Raw genomic sequence first — 17609 nt, forward strand, 5'->3', positions numbered from 1 at the left:
TATTATACTACCTGGGGGGTGGGTTATTTTTGAACAAAAAAAAGAAAAAGCGCTTTTCTATTAGCCTGTGGGTTTCTATCCTGCTCTTTCTGTTAGTGGTTTTAACCTTTCCCCAATGGATAAGTTATTTCTACCCGCAGCCCCACCGGGATATAGTATTCGCTACCGCTTATGATAACCAGGTGGATCCCTATCTGGTTTTCGCCATAATTCGCGCCGAAAGCAAATACCAGCCTACGGCCCGGTCACCGGTAGGCGCTCGTGGCTTGATGCAGATAATGCCCAAAACCGCTGCCTGGATAGCTGAACAGAAAGGCATTAGTGGATTTGAAGCGGAGCAACTGAATGAGCCTGCTTTAAATATCAGCTTTGGCTGCTGGTATCTAAACAGCCTTAACCAGGAGTTCGAAGGCGAACTTCCCCTGGTTATCGCCGCCTATAATGCAGGCAGGGGAAAGGTAAAGGAGTGGCAAGTACAGGGAATTTGGGATGGTGATACGGGGAAACTTGATAAAATACCATTTGAAGAAACCAGGAATTATGTCAAGATTGTTTTGAAAAATTATGAAGCCTACCGGGCCATTTACCAGTAGAACAATTGATTATTGATGCCACCTTAATACGGGGCTATTTCTATACCATAATCAAGGAATTAAGGAATTTTATCCATTTGCCTTAAATATAAATGTCCTAGAAGAGAGTTAAAATAAGGAGGGCATTTGCTTTGATTATCCGGTGCAAGAGAATAGTCCTGTTTATTGTTTTCTGTGGCTTAATAGTAGCTTTGGCTTCCATTATACATTGGCGTCAGGTAGCGGTCTACACCGCCAGCCTGGACACTCGTCCTTTCCATCTTGGACTGGTAGGTGAAATCAACAGCATCGAGCCAGCCAAACTGAGCAATCACCCCGAGAGCTTACTGGCTTCCGCTATCTATGAAGGCCTGCTCTGTTTTGATGAAGAGAAGGGTGAGATTAAACCGGCTTTGGCCAGGAAGTGGAAGTATTCCAGCGATGGCAAATCGCTTACCCTTTATCTCCGAGGAGATGTGCAGTTTCATAATGGGAAAAAGCTGACTGCTGCCGATGTTAAGGCGTCATGGGAGAGGAATCTTGGCAGCCTCAAGGATTGGTCCAATGTAAGCCTTTTCCTGCCTATAGCTGGCTGTGCGGAACGTTTGCAGGGCAAAAATATAGATATTTACGGAATTAAGGTCTTAAACGAGCATACTTTGAAAATCACCTTGCTCCAGCCGAACAGAGTATTCATTTATTCTCTGGGCCACCCGCTTTTCTGGGTTTTTGACAGTGAGGATAATAATGATCCGCTGGCAGGTACGGGCCCTTTCATTTTTCAAGAAAATAAGGAAAATAAGAAATTTTTCCTGATTAAAAATGAGAAATATTACCGGGGAAATCCCCACCTGGCGGGCATAAATGTACAAGTTTTCCCCGATGAACAGCAGGCTATGGATGACTATAAGTCAGGAAAATTAGATTTCCTGGACACGGTACCCCTGGAAGAAATAAAGAAAATAAGAAAAGCTTCTGAGTATAAGGGCTTATATATCGAAAAACCTATCCTGGAGACTTATTCCCTGGTTTTTAACCTGAACAAAAAACCTTTTGCCGGCAATTATTACTTGCGCCGGGCCCTTAATTATGCCATTGATCGGAAGAAGATTAACGATGAAGTATTCGGGGGCAGTTGCCTTCCCGCTAAAGGGGCTATCCCTACAAGGATTCCAGGCTACAGCGAAGAGATGCAGGGTTATAGCTACAAGCCGGAAAAAGCCAAAGAACTACTGGAAGAAGCCGGCTACCCGGGTGGCCATGATTTACCCCCCTTGCTCTTAACCTATAATAGCGGCGAAGCCCATAAGATGATAGCTGAAGCTGTTGCCGCGCAGCTTGCCCAGCTGGGCATCACCGTTCAAACCCAGGCCCTGGATTGGAACTATTATCGCAAACAAATGTCCAGTATGAATATGAGTTTTTTCCGCCTGGGCTGGAAAGCCGATTATCCCCATGCCGACAGCTTTCTCTATAGCCTGTATCACTCCTCTCAGATAGGAAACAGCAATTTCTCCGGCTACAATAACCCCCAGGTGAATAAGATTTTGGAGTCATCCCGGGCCGCAACTAATGAGAAAGAAAGGAACGCTTTGCTGCGTAAGGCAGAGCAAATCGTTGTAGACGATGCCCCTTGTCTGTGGCTTTTCCAAAAGAAAGCGGCCAAACTTCTGGGTAAAGATGTGGATTCCCTTACTATTGATGCTATGGAAATGATAGACTGGTACCAGGTAGAACTTTTCAAACCCGGGGTAAACCAGGGGGGAGATGCAGTAAAAAAGAAGGTCTGATTGCTTCCTGGATTCGCTGCCGGGCAGTCCTGCGGAGCAATTGACTTAAGGCGAATCCTATTGTATAATACCCGTTGTCGGGGAGACTTTTCTCGAAAGAAAAACCCTGGATTGTTTAAATGTCGGAGTGGTGGAACGGGCAGACACGTACGTTTGAGGGGCGTATCCGTAACTGGGTGGGGGTTCAAGTCCCCCCTCCGACACCATAATAACTACCATCTATTGATAGAAAGAGTTTTATCGGCGGGTGGTTTTTATTTTGCCTTAAAATGCGGAAATATAGCCGTTCCTGCGATTTCGCGGAGCGGCTTTTATCATTAGGTTTTTTGAGCGATGTTGGCTGTGGTAATCGTTGAACATTTGAAGGGGGTGTGCATCAGGGGTGTGCAAAATGCACCCAGAGAGAACCGCTCCTCAAGCCTTGATGTTATTGTTTCTGACAATATATCTGTCCTCCGTTATTTCCCGTTATCGCCGATGAACGCCTTGCCGCTGTCAGTTAACCGGTACTTTTGCAGCCTGCTGTTCGGCTTATCCGGCACGGTCATCTCTATGAAGCCGTCTGCCAGGAGCGGCTCGATATGGCGTTTGAACGAACGTGAATCGCCGTTCATTCCGATTGCCGCAAAGATATCTTTGCGTGACAGAGCTATATCTTCAAGTGCTTTCAGCACTTCAATCTGTGTGTCGCTCAACTGGACTTGGTGCTTTTCTTCGTGCCTAACTTGGTGCTTTTCTTATGCCGCAATGATGTCGTATAGCGAGGAAAGCGTAAACTCAATAAACACACCAGAGTCGTTCGCTTGGCGGGCATTCTCAATCGCCTGATAGTATCCCGGCCTATTCTGATAAAGCACCGACTCCATCGGTATCCAAGCGAAAATATCGTTCCATTTGGCAAGGAGTAGTGTCTGCCACAGTCGACCCATGCGACCGTTGCCGTCCGCAAACGGGTGGATAGTATCGATTTCGTAATGCAGAATCGCGCTTTTAAGCACGGGGTGTAATTCCGATTCTTTAGCCCATCCGAACATGGTTTCATGACATAATCACCCTCCTCCACTTTTCAATCCAATATGGGACAATCCAGGTAGGCCAAGCTGGCAAGAAATAACGAAGAAATTTTGGGTGAGTGGGAAGATTTTTAATCCAGCCACCAATGTATACAGTAAAGCAGGGAAGTTATATAGGCAAACATGTAGAAAGATTCTGTGATAAGTTGGATAGGTAATTGGGCTTAAGTTTATTATGTATTATATCGGGAGATAAAAAAGAGTATCAAAACTAACCGGCAGGGAATAATAGTATCAAAAGATACTTTTTTCTTGAAGAAGATTTTCTGCCGTGTTAATATAAGGTTAGATGGGGTGGCAACATGGCGGATGGGGAGTTTCGGTCCAGAGTGATTTGTGTATCCTTTCATGAAAATGAGTATGAAGATTAGGCAGGAAGCATTAAGGAGGCAACCTGGATATGAATAAGGTTTATTGCTACCTGTGTGACCAAACCAATAAAGTAGCCATTAAAAAAGAAGAGGAAATCCATACTATTAAGGGAACACCGGTAAAATGTAAAGTTGAAAATGCCTACTGCAGGCAGTGCGGGTCCAAGGTTTATATACCTGCCCTGAACGATGCCAACCTGGACCGTATGGATTATACTTACCGCCGGCATAATGGAATTATCACAGTTCAAGAGATTGAGGAAATTCTAAGGCAGTATAACATTGGCGCCAAACCCCTGGCGGTTATACTGGGATGGGGTGAAGTTACTATCCTGCGTTATTTAAAGGGGCAAATTCCTGATCGTGCCCATAGTAATACTTTGTTAAGCCTGAAGGATCCGTATGTCTTTTTCCGTTACTTTAAAGAAAAGCAGGAAAGGCTGTCTCCGGTAGCTTGTAACAAGGTGGTAAGCGCTTTGGAGGGATTAAATGCCAAACTTGCCGGTGATGAGTTGCATGAACGCTCACAGCATTTAAGGCAGGCTTATCGTAGGCAACCTGACATATATAATGGTTTTGTTCCTTTTAACCTGGAAAAAATGGTGCAGGTTATTCTGTTTTTCTTAAAATCGGGGGATCGTGTTTACGAAACCGGGATGAACAAATTGCTATGGTATGTTGATATGCTTTGCTATAAGCGAAGTGAGCGGCAGGCACTAACCGGCCTGTGTTATAAACATAATATCTATGGACCAGTTCCCCTCTGGTACGATTATTTATACGGAAGTTTGGATGATGTATATATTACTCTGGTTGAAGACGAATACGGAACCCAAATCGGCGCCCTGGCTGATCTTTCGGCTGACGTTTTTTCAAATGATGAATTAGATGTACTGGAGACAGTGGCAAATAATTTTAAGGGATGGAGTGCAAAAAAGATTTCGCAATATTCTCATCGGGAAACTGCCTATCGGCAAACGACTAATGGGCAGTTTATTTCATTTGAATATGCCCGAGAGTTGTCCTTAAGTTAAAGAAGTGGTGCATATATGGGAGGCTTCTTACAGCAGTAGGTATTATCTTAAGGGTAATAGTTGCAAAGGTGAGGTCTGGGTCCCTACCCGCTATCTGCGCTGCCTGGAGGCAATTATGAAAATGGATTGGTATCTTACCCGATTTTGCAGCAAATCCTGGCAGTAGTTGGAGTAACCGCGGAGGAACAGGGTTTTACGCCTCATGCAGTTTCTGCCACTGATGAGGTGGATATTGACCAATTAATTGAGGAACTGTCTCATGAAATTTAAACAGGCCTGTGCGGATGCTAATATCCTGGGGCATCTTTATCGCAGTGGGGAAGAGTAGTTTATTAAGCCGTTCGGGTGGAGTTACAAAACCGCCAGATATTATCCTTATATAAAAGCATGGCTTAATTTCTTCAGCGGATAAATTATTGATCTTCTTCTAACAAAATTAACGACGGGGAGATTATTATGAGTGACTTTTCAATTAAAGAACAGTTAGAAAGTTTGAAGTCTGATGAATTAATAGAAATAATCATGGATCTCGTCCAGAGAGGAGAACAATCACGTTTACATGTTTTGGAATGGCTTGATAATTATCGTAAGCCTCAAAATACTGTAAATCCAAAGAAAAATAGTAAAACTCAAAAAATTCATGATGAATTGTTATTTGAATACTGGAATAATGCCCAAAATATTATTTCAGAGTTTAACAGCTACGGCGGGGGACCTGAGGAAGACGAAGAAGAGGCTTATGAATGGCTTGAAAAAATATGGGATTTGATAGATGAGGCTAAAATTACTTTCGAATCCAAGCGTAAATTAATGGATGCGGTATTTATTGAATATGATGAAGGAAATTCCGGTTTTGACGATAGTCTGATGGAATTGTGTTTTCAATTGTGCCAAGAGAAAGAGGAATGGGAGTATCTCGTAAAAAAACTTGGCAACAAACCTTCGAATTGGAACAAGGGACTTGCTATTAGTATTTACAAAAACTATTTGCATGATGATTCTAAATATCTGGAGGTAAGATTAAAAAATCTCCATTATGGATCGGATTACTGGGACTTGGTTCAATATTATATTGACAAACAAGAAACGGAACTGGCAATTGAAACGGCACAAAAGGGTATTGAAAAAGGGGAAGGAAGACTTACCGAGCTTTATGATTATCTTATTGACTATTATTCCGAGGTTCAGGACGATAATGCTCTTGAATCAATTGCCCAAATATGCTTGAAAAGAAAAAATGACGTGAAATATGTATTTGACAAGCTGTTTATGTATTATCAGAACCGTAACTATGAAAAAGCCAAGGAAAAGCTCTTAAAAGCTTATAAGCATACCAAGCGCAAAAATTATTTTGAAGACTACAAAAGAATAAAGAGTTTTCTATCCGAATCGGACTGGGAAAAAATTGAACCGCAGATTATTAATGAAGCTCATGATAAGAGTATTCAAGATTATATGAATATTTGTCTTGATAAAGGCATGAAAGACGCTGTAATAAATATGATAATTTCGCCGCCAAAGAACCAATGGGGGTATAGCATTTTTTCCGATTTTGATTCATTTGCGGAAAAGCTTGAAAAGGATTATCCGCAAGAAATCATTAACTATTACTACCAAAAGGCATATAGCAGAATTGCAAACGGTAATCGAAATACCTATAAGGAAGCGGTAAGATACCTCACCAAGGTTAAAACAATTTATCTGGAATATCTAAAAGATGAAGATAAATGGACACAAACGCTTAATAATTTACAAATACAGTTTAAAAAAAGACCGGCATTTATTGATGAACTTAAAAAAATTAAAATATAAAGACTAAACGGCAGGGGAGCATTCCGGCGGTTCAAAGATACGCTGATTCGTTTTGGGCTCGAAAAAGAGTGGTATGACTATCGTTTTTCAGCATTTATGAAAATCGCCAAAGAGTGGTGCGAAGACAATAAAATAGCATACAAAATGAAGAACGTTGTGTCGAGATGATGTGGCTAATTTATGAATTGGAGGCTGAACGATGAATGGACATCTGAATGACTGTCTGATATGTGATGGTAAGTTGGAATACCTCGACGCAGCGGAAGAAATGGAATGCGTGATTTGCCACAAAAAGCATTTAAACAATGTCCGCTGTATTAATGGGCATTATATCTGCGATGAGTGCCATAGCAAGAGCGGTGCCAAGATTATCCTTGAAGTATGCCGGACGACCGATTCTAAAAATCCCATCGAAATCATGCAAAAGCTGATGGCAAAGCCATTCATCCATATGCATGGGCCGGAACACCATATTCTCGCAGGTGCAGCACTTCTTGCTGCCTATCATAACAGTGGAGGACAATTGGATCTGAATAAAGCCCTGAACGAAATAGAACGTCGTGCAAAACAGGTTCCCGGAGGTGCCTGTGGATTCTGGGGATGTTGCGGGGCGGCTATAAGTACGGGGATGTTTATCAGTATTGCGACCGGGGCAACGCCGTTGAGCGAACGGGAATGGAGTCTGTCCAATCTGATAACTTCCAAGGTATTGCGGCGAATAAGCGCTCTCGGCGGGCCGAGATGCTGTAAGAGGAATTGTTTCACGGCGGCAAAAGTGGCTGTTGAGTTCACGCGAGAACACCTTGCGGTCAATATGGAATTACCGGTAGATATCTGTTGTTTCTTTTCGCCCAACAATCACGAGTGCAGGGGCGTACTTTGCCCATATAGCCCCCAGCAATCCAATTCCCAGTAGCATTCTTCCCTTATCTTAGAAGACAATCCTCCGGCAGGTCGGACATGGAGTCATCGCTGCGACTTGCGGCAGCTGGTACAGACAAACATGATGCACCTTAGTTTCCAAAGACGATCATCAGGTTAATCTGCAAATTGTGTATTTTTTACTCTCCATTTTTCTAAAGCGATTCCTACCCAAAAACCGTAAATTCCAAGTGTAATTATGGTTAATAAAAACCATAATATCCAGTTCCCGAATAGACTTATTGCCCTACCGGTGAACATTAATCTCCTACCTTCAATGACTGTATGGTTTACCTTCCATCCATATACCATACATAAGGCCCAAGGAAAACATATTCCAAACGTAATAACTGTTACTAAAAAGCCGAGGATTGACCATCCTATAAGCTGCAACAAACCACCATCAAAAAATAATTCAGCTTTACTGCCGGGAACAATATTAGTATTAGATAATCCTTTTTTACTTCTGGAAACAATTGGCGGGATGCTTAACAAGGAGGATTATGGAAAGATAAGGCGAATAAATCCAAAATGTTCTGGAATTATGCGCTTGCAGATTGTTTTTGTCAACTATATCTTACCAAGTGCTGCATCCATGTCCTATACCTTTATGGACATTTTTCGAATTTGCTCAATTTGCGGTACCTTATCTATTACAGCCGCCATCTATCGTAGCCGCCTATATAAAAACCATAAATATACATGAATCTTTTCGGCAGGGAGGGAAACTAAGATGGGAAAGTATCAAGATATTTGTATTACAATTCCCAATAATTTGCGCTATATTCCTCTGATACAGGATAGTACCGCTGCTTTTGCACGTATTATTGGTTTGGATGAAAAAAGTACTAATGAAGTTGTATTGGGAGTAGAGGAAGCAGTGGTTAATGTAATTAACCACGCCTTTGCGGAAGGAGAACTGGCTAGTTTTAATATCATATTTCAACAGACAGCTCTAGGAATGCAGATTTTAATCAGAGAACAGGGCATGCCTTTTGATCCGGAAGAACTTACCAGTTTGGCACAAAAGGATAGAACAGAAGCCGAAGATACTCGGGGTCTGGGATTGCACTTGATGTATCGATTTATGGATGAAGTTTCCTTTGTGAACTTGGGTAAAGCTGGCAAAGAAACTCGCTTGGTTAAGTACTCAGGCATCAGAATGCGTGACGTGATGGATTTACCTCAGCCAGATAGTCATAAACAAGCAGATGAAGTACCTGTCTATCAGATTCATCTTATGAAACCGGAGCAAGCCGTAAATGTTTCTAGATGTGCGTATATGTCCTATGGCTATTCTTATTCTAGTGATTATATTTATTATCCAGAACTATTAAGACAACTTAATGAAGAGGGCAAGATGGTTTCTTTGGTGGCAAGCAGTGAGAATAACGAAATAATCGGACATGTGGCTCTGATCTTCCAAGGCGACGACCCTCATGTGCCGGTTGTGGATGATGCCTTCGTAAATCCAAAATACCGTGGAGCGGGATGTCTAAACGACCTGGGAGCAGCCGTCATCGAGTGGGCACAAAACAATGGACTGACTGGTTTATACACCTGGTCAGTAACTACCCATCCTTATTCGCAAAGAGTAGCTTCCAAATGGGGATTTAGCGATACTGCCATTCTCATATCCGGGGACTTGCCATTTGATTTTAAAGCCCTAAAAGAAGGAGCAGGACAGCGTGAGAGTGAAACCATCCTTTTTACCTATCTGAACGCGAAACATGCTATACAAATATATCCTCCGGCACAGCATGCTGATATTATCCAACAAATATACCATAGTCTGGGCGTAGAAGCTAAGATTCTGCCGATCGGCTCTTCTTTGGATTTGCTGGAAGAGGATGCTGTCTTGGAGCTTAAATATGATGATCCTAGTATTATTGCATTTGTTACGGTAAAGACATATGGCAAAAATGTTGTCCATGAGGTTAATCGAATGCTAAGAGGGCTCTGTCTGGAGAGACTAGAAACCATTTACTTAAAGCTACCTTTGACTAGCCCTTACACTGCTATCCTGACCGAAGAGTTCGAAAACCTGGGATTCTTTTTTAGTGGAATAATGCCCGGTTCAGAAGGATGTGATCAACTTATACTCCAGTATCTGAACAATCAAGTAATTGATTACGATTTTATTAAAGTTCATACTGAAATGGGACAGAAAATTTTAGCTTATATTAAAAATCATGATCCCAACCAAATATAAAAGCTGTAGCAAGAACATAACGCCACCCTTTCAATTAACGGAGGTAAATTAGTTGTTTGCACTTGGAAAACAGTTGTTAGTCCGACCTGATGATACCCATCGACTACGATTAATGATTCCCGTGTTTTTCTCCTTGGGTGTGGGTGAAGTTCTAGGTATTAGTTCATCTACTGCTATTTTTAATGTTCGATATGGTGTGGAATATCTGCCTTTAATGTATGTATTGGAAGCGGCTGGCCTTTTGCTGCTGTCATTATTAATTGCTGACTTATCGGGCCGCATGGATCGCTCTCGTTTTCTTCGCCTTACTTATGGCATGATGGCAGGAATAGTATTGCTAAATGGATTAGTTTTAGTTTTATCCAAGTTCTCTGCTTTTTCGCTTTGGCCAGTTTTCTATCCTATATTATTAGTTACTTCAATGGTGGTCTTTTTCCAGCTTACCCCTCTAATTTGGTTAATTGCTTTGGATGTTTGTTCCACTCAGCAAGCCAAAAGATTGTTTCCCTTAATGGCTGGCGCATCCACTATAGGCTGCATTGCAGCAGGTGTTATTGGCAAATTACTGACACCCATCGGAGTAGAAATCATCTATCTTTTCTGGTCTTTGTTTCTATTGGGCGGAGGTTATTATTTATTTCAGACTATTGAATACTACATTTCCCCCTTGAAAGCACTCACAGTTGAAGAACCCCCAAACTTAAAAAACAGTATTGTTAGTATATATCGCTCGCGGTTTTTGCTGGGCATGCTGTCCTTGCTGACCTTAATTATGACCTTATACTTTTTAATGGACTACCAATTCAATACCGTCGCCAGGATTGCTTATAACGATGAGGCTCAATTAGCTGGATTCCTGGCCATATTTTTAGCCATATCCAACGTTGTTGCCGTGGTCATTGAGCTGGGCTTTCTAAGCCGGATCATGTCGCTGCTCGGGGTAGGCAATGTCTTATTGCTGGTAGTTGCCGGGTTAGCTTGCAGCTTTATAATTACAATTATCTTTACCTCTGGGCCCTGGGCACTGGGCGCAGTGTTTATAAGCTATCTGATAACCAAAATAATGGTAAATGTTTTAGGTGAACCCTCCTACCAATTATTATTCAAGGTAATTCCTCCCTCGGGTAGAGATGGCATTCGTTTTTTAGTTGAAGCCTTAATAATTCTTGGTGGCATGATAGGTGGGGCAGCGGTTTCAGGTCTCTACTCTGCGGGGATAATCACTATGCAGTCAATGTTGGTATCTGCCCTGATCTTGGCCATAATAGCTGCTTTTGTTGCTTGGAAAACTAGAGGCATGTATCTTAACGAATTGCTACGATCCATTGGCAATGGGGTTAAGGATTTAAGCGAAAATGGGGCAGCTTTTTTAGGCCGCTATGTACCATCGACGTTTTTAACCCAGTTGTTTTCCTTTCTGCATCATCCCGACGATCGAAAACGAATCCTGGCATTAGGAATTGCAGAGCAGTTGGATTCTCATGCTTTAGAACCGAGGCTTGGCGATTTACTAAACGATTCTTGTGCTGATGTACGCAGAAGTGCTCTAAAATATTGTTTGCGACTAGACAATACATCTTATCACCAGGAGTCAATAATGGCATGTTGCATGGATGAAGAACCTGAAGTCCGAGCTGCAGCCATAGACTTGTGGCCAGCCCTAAATCTAGATCGGCATCAATTATATCAAGCACTTAATGATTCTGACTCTTTGGTAGTAGCCCATGCTGTTGCAGCAATTTGCAGTTTGGAACAAGCGATAAACTACCCAAAAGTAATCGATGCCGTGAAACGCTGCTTAGATAAGGGTGAAACTTCAGCTGCAACTATTTGCCAAGCCATAAGTTCAGCAGGTCTGGACGAATTCTCACCGCGATTAATAAGCATGCTGGATAGCAGCCCCCAGTTAAGAACAGCCGCTTGTGAAGCTTTAGGCAAACTACAAATCTGCAACTCTATACCCAGAATTATAGACATATATTCCAAAGGAGACCGCGACTTTCATAAAGTAGCCGACCAAGCGCTTATTGACATGGGAGAAGATGCAGTGCCGATTCTGCTGGATGAAATTAATAAACAAAGCGACCTGCGTTCCTGGTTGGGCATAATCAAAGCATTATCAGCGTTCAATAGGGAAGATCGACACAGCAGATTATTAATAGATAGCTGCCTGCAACGTTTGGAACAATTAGCCGTATTTAAAGAAGTACCGTCACTTATTAAGAGCTTAAATTATGCTGATTTGGCTAATGTAGCCTTCCTTCGCTACCAGGAAATATATTCACTGCAGATAGAGGGTTGCTGGGCAGTACTGGGAAGCATTTATGATCCCCTGGTAGTTTCTAGAGTTAGAACTGCCAGCCAGGATGAAGATATAGAGCTTAGAGAAATATCACTGGAGGCGTTATCTGAAGGATTGGTTGATCGCAGATTAGCCAGGGCTATGTTGGAGGCCATGGTTTCGCCGGCAACTATTCCTAAACCGAGTGCAGACATTGTAAAGGCTAAGTTAAAAAAGGCTCAATCATTAGATGACTATTGGTTCAGTGAAATAAGCACAGCGGCGCTATCGAGGCTGAAAGGGGGAAATACTATGAAGGATCGTGAAATGCTAAGTTTATTGGACAAAGTAATGCTATTAAAGAGTGTGGAGCTTTTTTCTTACTTGCAGCTAGAAGAACTAGGCCTCCTGGCTCGGGCAGCCAGTTTAGAAATTTACGATGAAGGTACCGTGCTTGTACAGGAAGGGCAAGCCAACTCCAACTTATATGTTATTATAGATGGTCATATCGAACTAAGCGCTCACTCTGCCGGCACAGGAGTTAATGCCACCATTGCAGTACGGGGAACAGGCGAAACACTTGGAGATAGCAGTGTATTTGACCAGTCTGCTTCTTCACTTACTGCCCAAATCATTCTAAGCGAAGCAACTCTTCTAATTATCGATGGAAAAGATATGCATAGATTGTGCAGTCTTTATCCCAATATTGCGATGGGTTTTATCAAAGCAATCAGTGGGCGGAACCGAAAACTAGAAAAGATGTTAATTACGATGGCTTAGCCCTACCCACCCCTGGTAGGTGATGCTATTCCTGAGGGCATCGTGCAGCCGGAATCGGAGCAGGAGCTTGTGGAACTGGTCCGTCTGGCCCAGGCAAAGAACATCAAATTGACCCCCAGAGGCAAGGCTACAGTTTAAATGGCAAGTTTTGACTGTCGAAGAGAGGGGAGCTTATTGAGAGGAGGGCTGTATATGCTGCATCAGCTTAAGCTAACGACAGGGCAGCACGAGCAAATGATTGATATTACTGCTCAGGTTCAGAATGTGGTCGAGCAAGAAGGAGTACGGGAAGGGATGGTACTGGTTTACTGCCCGCATACCACCGCAGCTATTACTATCAACGAAAATGCTGATCCAACTGTCGTTCAGGATATTCTAATGAGATTGGATGAACTATTCCCCTGGAAGCACTCGGCTTATCGCCATAGGGAGGGCAATTCCGCAGCTCATTTAAAAGCCAGCACCATAGGCCTATCGCAAACTATTCCGGTAACTGCTGGCCGCTTATTGCTGGGAACCTGGCAGGGGATCTATTTTTGCGAATTTGACGGTCCGCGGCAACGCTCTTTTTATGTTAAAGTATCTGCCATATAGGTATTTTGCAAAAAGATTAAACTGGGAGGAATACTATGTGCGGCCGTTATACCCTTGCTGTGCAATTGGATGAAGTGGCGGAGCGTTTTCTTTGTCCTAAAACGAATCAACAGATGAAAGCACACTATAATGTATTGAGCCTATCGATTAACTGAGCCTTTCTCACTATGCTTTCATGCGTTACCTCACCCCTTATCCCTTGCTTTTCTTATCTCCCCTACCCGCAGGTACAAGTAGCGTTGAAAAATGGATATTTTTGCTCCAGCCATGGAGAATCAGGACAGTTGACAGTAATTCACAATAGTTAAGTTATGATGGCTTATGTCCAGATATGGGTATTCCGCCCCTAATTGAGCCACCGGTCCGCTCAATGAGAACCATGTGTCCTGAAAAATAGAGCTGTATACAGCCGAAATAACCAGAAAACCGGGTTTTTAGCAATTCAGGAAACAAACCCATAGGAAAAGTATGGTTGACATTATAGAATATTGCAATTAGAGTAGTGTCATGTAATGATAGATTATGTTAGTTTATGCTTAACAATTGGGACATTTTTCACGATACTTCGTGAATCAATACAGCTTCTGTTTGTTTGGGTGATAAGTCATAAGTATAGCCGGGAAATATTGCTCAGTGGGAGGCTAATATTAGCAACTAGCAGCTTGCAAGCATCCAGGGGTATAGGTTTAGATTGACTGCCCGGAACGCTGAGGGGCAGGTTATTGACAGCTTTATTTCTGGGGAGTGCAGGCTTAATCAGGCTGGAGAAACAGGAAGGTGGGGTGAATTTTTATTCTTTAACCATTAAAACAGGAGTATTAATACAGGAGGTAGAGGAAGAGTGCAGTCGATGGGATTGGGATTTAAACCTGATGTAAAAATCAGGGGCATTTTGCTGGTGATTTTTATTGTTCTGTTTAGCTTTATGGGGATGGTCAACTGTGATTGGGCTGCAGCCAAAACTGAATCTTGTGATCCGGCAAGCTCACTTACAGTAGTACTCAACGATAACGGAGTTGCTTTTGAATTAGCCCAATATACTATTGACCAGCTTAAAAACATGCCCCAGGTGGAGCGGGAGTATTCTTCAATTGACCGAATGCCGGCACCGGTATTTACCTATGGCCGGGGGCTGGATCTGGAAAATTTTTTGACCAGCCAGGGTATTGATATAAATTCCATAAGTTACATAAGATTTTATGCTACTGATAATGTGGTCAAGAAACTGGACCGGAATATCTTGCTGGATAGAACCGGTTATTATTATCCCAAGATAGTTGAATGCTGGGATAGCGACGGGGTTGATGGGGAGACCTATATATATCCCGATGTTCAGAGGGCGAGCGAGGGAGCTGCTCCGGTTAAACCCATGTTGGCCATAACCTCCTCTCAGGGCCGATTCCTGCCCGCGCCTGATCGGAACAATCTGGATGGCTCTACCTGCCTCAGGTTGTGCTTGGGTCAGGCCAGTCCTGAAGAGTGCATCACCATGAACTTTGTAAGGTGGATTTACAAGATTGAAGTGTTTGGTAAGCTGAGAGCCGGGGGCGGGGGCTCAATTGCTCCCCGAGTAGCCTTGAGTTCGCCGGCGGCAAACGCCAGCTACCAGGCAGGAGATAAGGTGGAAATCCGGGGCACAGTGGAAAAACTGTCATCACTTTCATTGACCATTACTGATCCTGACGGGCATAGCATATATACTGTGTTCGACCTTGAAGCCAAGGACGGCAGCTTTACTGAGGAATATACCCTGGAGGCAGATGCCGTATCCGGCATGTATACCATTGAGGCGGGACCGGTACCGGGATCGAGCCTGGGCTGCAAGCAGACCTTCCAGGTAACAGCGGCGCCAACCTCTGCCGCTAATATCACCCCATCAAACACTCCGCAGGTTGCCGAAAGCGAAAAGAAGCCGCCTGTTGAAGCCGCAAAAGCATTGCCAATCAGTTCCTTAAACGATATAAGCAATCATTGGGCGGCGGAGCGGATTAAAGACCTGGTCGCCCGTGGAGCTATTAAAGGATATCCGGATGGTACCTTCCAGCCTGATGCCACTATTACCCGGGCTGAATTTATCACTGTAGTGGTAAAAGCCTTTAACCTCATTAACCCCGGTGGCATAGTCTTTACCGATACCAGCGGGCACTGGGCGCAAGATTATATCGCCACGGCGACTGCTGCAGGAATTGTCGGTGGTTACAATGATAGCAGCTTTGGTCCCAATGACCCCGTCACCCGTGAACAGATGGCGGTCATAGTGGTGAAAGCGGCCCAACTCACTCCGATAGCAGCAGAAAATCAATTTGCCGATAGCAGCAACATTGCCGCTTGGGCCAGGGAGGCCGTTGCTACAGCGGTAAACAAGCAGATTATTAAGGGTTATCCGGATAACACCTTTAAACCCGGCAGTAAAGCGAACCGGGCTGAGGCGGCAGCAGTTATTGTAAATGCTTTAAACCTGAAGTAAAGGATGCATTAAGGTAAAACCATGCGGGAAACCATTGAGAATAATAAATCAAAGAAGCTGTTAATTGCGGGAATCTTACTGTTGGTAGCGGTAATTGCTGTATTCTCCGGCTTAAACCGCAACCAGGATAATCTGCAGGAAGGGCAGTTGTTAATTAAAGCCGATGACACTCGCCTGGCTGTCCTGACTCTGGCTGAGCTGCAGCAACTGCCGGCAGTGGAGAAGAAGATGGCAATTAACTCGTCTAGCGGCAGGAGCGAACACCAATTCACCTGTATTGAGCTGGGGCAGGTTCTCGCTAGTGTTGACCCCGGGCTAAGCTCCCGGTATACCCGGATAATAACCCGGGGTATCGATAATTATACCTCCGGTTTGGAGATGAGCGAAGTATTGCAGCCGGATAATGTCTATATCGCTTATGCCGACGCCGGCAAGCCCTTGAAGAGCAAAACGGGGCAAGACGGCAGCATGCGCATTATCATTGTCCGTGATGAATTTGGCCAGCGCTTTACCAACTTCCTGGTGAGCCTAGAACTGGAGTAGAGAATGGGGGCCGTTGTTAAAATGCGAAGCTGGATAAGGAACCTGGTTTTGCTGGGGCTGGTTCTGAGTATGATATTCAGCCTGATTGCTTGCGCGGAAGAAACAGAAGTTACTGGCAAAACGGCTGCTGCCAATGATGGGCAAGAAATCCTTATAACCGGTCTGCAGGATAGTGATTATAAAATTACGGTGGGAGAATTAAAGAAGCTGCCTGCGGTTGCCAAAAAAGCCCAGTCCACCCGTGCCAATGGCGAAACCGTTAAGATTAAAGCTACCGGATGTTTGCTGGAAGATGTATTACAGCAAAAGGGGAAGTCGGTAAAAGACTACAGTACTATTCGCTTTACCGCTCGGGATGCTTATTCCGTTGCGGTTCCCCCGGATGTTTTAAAAAACCGTGACATTATACTGGCTTACCAGATTGATAACAAAGCCCTGGATGCTGAAAATGAACCGCTCCGGGTAGTAATACCGGGCGAGCGAGCCATGTACTGGGTCAGGATGCTGGATAGGATTGACCTGGAAACCGGGGCTAAACGAACAGCGATTAAAAAGGTAGTATTCCTGGAAACAGCCGTAAAGGCCCTGCCGCAAGAGGATTACCAGTATTTCGATAGCAGCGATAAGGCCATTAAAACCAAGGATTTGGTCGAAACCTATGCCGGAGGCGATAAGCCGAAAAATATATTTATCAAAGCCGGTGATGGTTTATATAAGAACGAAACCCCGGCTAATTTTCTGGGTGCTTATATCAAAATCAGCGGCCAGGAAGCGCCAAAATTCTTGGCCCCTCACTTACCCCAGGGTATGCATGTGCGGGATCTACTCTTTATCAATTACGGTGAGACCAGTTTTTTAGCCTATTCCCAGGGGCAAAAAGTATTATCCCTGCAAACACTGGAGGGGCAGAGCGGAATAGCCTTATCAGACCTTATCAAACAGACCGGTCTCAGCCGAGCCGCAAAATACAAGTTCAACAGTCTTAATGCGGAAAGCCTGGAATTGGCAGTTAACGAACTGGGAAGCGGTTTGATTTATCAAAATGATCAGGGGACGCTGGTATTTGCTTGCCCGGGAGCAACAGATAAAAGCCTGGAAAATCTGCTCTCGATGGAGTGTATGAACCCCTGATACCCCAAGGGCCAAAACCCCTGATTAG

At 43.7% G+C, this 17609-nt stretch carries 17 protein-coding genes and 1 tRNA gene; 16 read left to right on the forward strand and 2 right to left on the reverse strand.

Translation table 11 applies throughout. The features are described 5' to 3' along the window. Positions 1 to 29: 29 nt before the first annotated feature. The 3 genes from AWB54_RS07025 (at position 30) to AWB54_RS07035 (ending at position 2568) form a co-directional block, all read left to right on the forward strand. Positions 30 to 593 (forward strand): lytic transglycosylase domain-containing protein, encoded by a 564-nt coding sequence (locus tag AWB54_RS07025; RefSeq protein WP_061213903.1) that lies wholly within the window; start codon positions 30 to 32, stop codon positions 591 to 593. A gap of 131 nt (positions 594 to 724) precedes the next feature. Further along, positions 725 to 2362 (forward strand): ABC transporter substrate-binding protein, encoded by a 1638-nt coding sequence (locus AWB54_RS07030; protein ID WP_061213904.1) that lies wholly within the window; start codon positions 725 to 727, stop codon positions 2360 to 2362. 121 nt (positions 2363 to 2483) lie between these two features. After that, positions 2484 to 2568: transfer RNA gene (locus AWB54_RS07035), tRNA-Leu, on the forward strand. Positions 2569 to 2820: 252 nt separating this feature from the next. On the opposite strand, the gene AWB54_RS16140 is transcribed toward AWB54_RS07035, so the two are convergent. Both AWB54_RS16140 and AWB54_RS16145 read right to left on the reverse strand, forming a co-directional pair. Further along, positions 2821 to 3057 (reverse strand): Fic family protein, encoded by a 237-nt coding sequence (locus AWB54_RS16140; RefSeq protein WP_061213905.1) that lies wholly within the window; start codon positions 3055 to 3057, stop codon positions 2821 to 2823. 42 nt (positions 3058 to 3099) lie between these two features. Beyond that, complete coding sequence (locus AWB54_RS16145; protein WP_268873638.1) at positions 3100 to 3396, reverse strand: Fic family protein; 297 nt, start codon at positions 3394 to 3396, stop codon at positions 3100 to 3102. A 439-nt stretch (positions 3397 to 3835) separates the two neighbouring features. Here AWB54_RS16145 and AWB54_RS07050 point away from each other — a divergent pair, with 439 nt between their 5' ends. The 13 genes from AWB54_RS07050 to AWB54_RS07095 all read left to right on the forward strand — a co-directional run bounded on the left by AWB54_RS07050 (position 3836) and on the right by AWB54_RS07095 (position 17581). Next, positions 3836 to 4840: a type II TA system antitoxin MqsA family protein gene (locus AWB54_RS07050; RefSeq protein ID WP_061213906.1), complete on the forward strand. Its 1005-nt coding sequence runs from the start codon at positions 3836 to 3838 to the stop codon at positions 4838 to 4840. A 126-nt stretch (positions 4841 to 4966) separates the two neighbouring features. Continuing rightward, complete coding sequence (locus AWB54_RS15890) at positions 4967 to 5110, forward strand: hypothetical protein (RefSeq protein ID WP_160328918.1); 144 nt, start codon at positions 4967 to 4969, stop codon at positions 5108 to 5110. 186 nt (positions 5111 to 5296) lie between these two features. Then, the gene (locus tag AWB54_RS07055; RefSeq protein ID WP_061213907.1) at positions 5297 to 6652 is read left to right on the forward strand and encodes a tetratricopeptide repeat protein; all 1356 of its coding nucleotides are present in this window, start codon (positions 5297 to 5299) and stop codon (positions 6650 to 6652) included. A 199-nt stretch (positions 6653 to 6851) separates the two neighbouring features. Further along, positions 6852 to 7568, forward strand: coding sequence for a DUF5714 domain-containing protein (locus AWB54_RS07060; protein ID WP_061213908.1), 717 nt, complete (start codon positions 6852 to 6854; stop codon positions 7566 to 7568). Positions 7569 to 8306: 738 nt separating this feature from the next. Continuing rightward, the gene (locus AWB54_RS07070; protein ID WP_061213909.1) at positions 8307 to 9785 is read left to right on the forward strand and encodes a GNAT family N-acetyltransferase; all 1479 of its coding nucleotides are present in this window, start codon (positions 8307 to 8309) and stop codon (positions 9783 to 9785) included. 52 nt (positions 9786 to 9837) lie between these two features. Continuing rightward, entirely contained in the window at positions 9838 to 12846 is a 3009-nt protein-coding gene (locus AWB54_RS07075; RefSeq protein ID WP_082736073.1) for a cyclic nucleotide-binding domain-containing protein, read from the forward strand. Positions 12847 to 12888: 42 nt separating this feature from the next. Beyond that, positions 12889 to 12984, forward strand: coding sequence for an FAD-binding protein (locus AWB54_RS16670; RefSeq protein WP_160328919.1), 96 nt, complete (start codon positions 12889 to 12891; stop codon positions 12982 to 12984). Positions 12985 to 13038: 54 nt separating this feature from the next. Next, positions 13039 to 13440, forward strand: a complete 402-nt coding sequence (locus tag AWB54_RS07080) for a secondary thiamine-phosphate synthase enzyme YjbQ (RefSeq protein ID WP_061213911.1) — start codon at positions 13039 to 13041, stop codon at positions 13438 to 13440. A 35-nt stretch (positions 13441 to 13475) separates the two neighbouring features. Then, positions 13476 to 13595, forward strand: coding sequence for an SOS response-associated peptidase (locus tag AWB54_RS16270; RefSeq protein WP_160328920.1), 120 nt, complete (start codon positions 13476 to 13478; stop codon positions 13593 to 13595). A 567-nt stretch (positions 13596 to 14162) separates the two neighbouring features. Next, entirely contained in the window at positions 14163 to 14318 is a 156-nt protein-coding gene (locus AWB54_RS15900) for a hypothetical protein (RefSeq protein WP_160328921.1), read from the forward strand. After that, entirely contained in the window at positions 14291 to 15907 is a 1617-nt protein-coding gene (locus AWB54_RS07085; protein ID WP_061213912.1) for an S-layer homology domain-containing protein, read from the forward strand. Before AWB54_RS15900 ends, AWB54_RS07085 begins: the two co-directional genes overlap by 28 nt. 21 nt (positions 15908 to 15928) lie before the next feature. After that, complete coding sequence (locus AWB54_RS07090) at positions 15929 to 16450, forward strand: molybdopterin-dependent oxidoreductase (protein ID WP_061213913.1); 522 nt, start codon at positions 15929 to 15931, stop codon at positions 16448 to 16450. A 21-nt stretch (positions 16451 to 16471) separates the two neighbouring features. Further along, the gene (locus tag AWB54_RS07095) at positions 16472 to 17581 is read left to right on the forward strand and encodes a molybdopterin-dependent oxidoreductase (RefSeq protein ID WP_160328922.1); all 1110 of its coding nucleotides are present in this window, start codon (positions 16472 to 16474) and stop codon (positions 17579 to 17581) included. Positions 17582 to 17609 lie beyond the last annotated feature (28 nt).

The sequence above is a fragment of the Syntrophomonas wolfei subsp. methylbutyratica genome (genome assembly GCF_001570625.1).
Taxonomy (GTDB): domain Bacteria; phylum Bacillota; class Syntrophomonadia; order Syntrophomonadales; family Syntrophomonadaceae; genus Syntrophomonas; species Syntrophomonas methylbutyratica.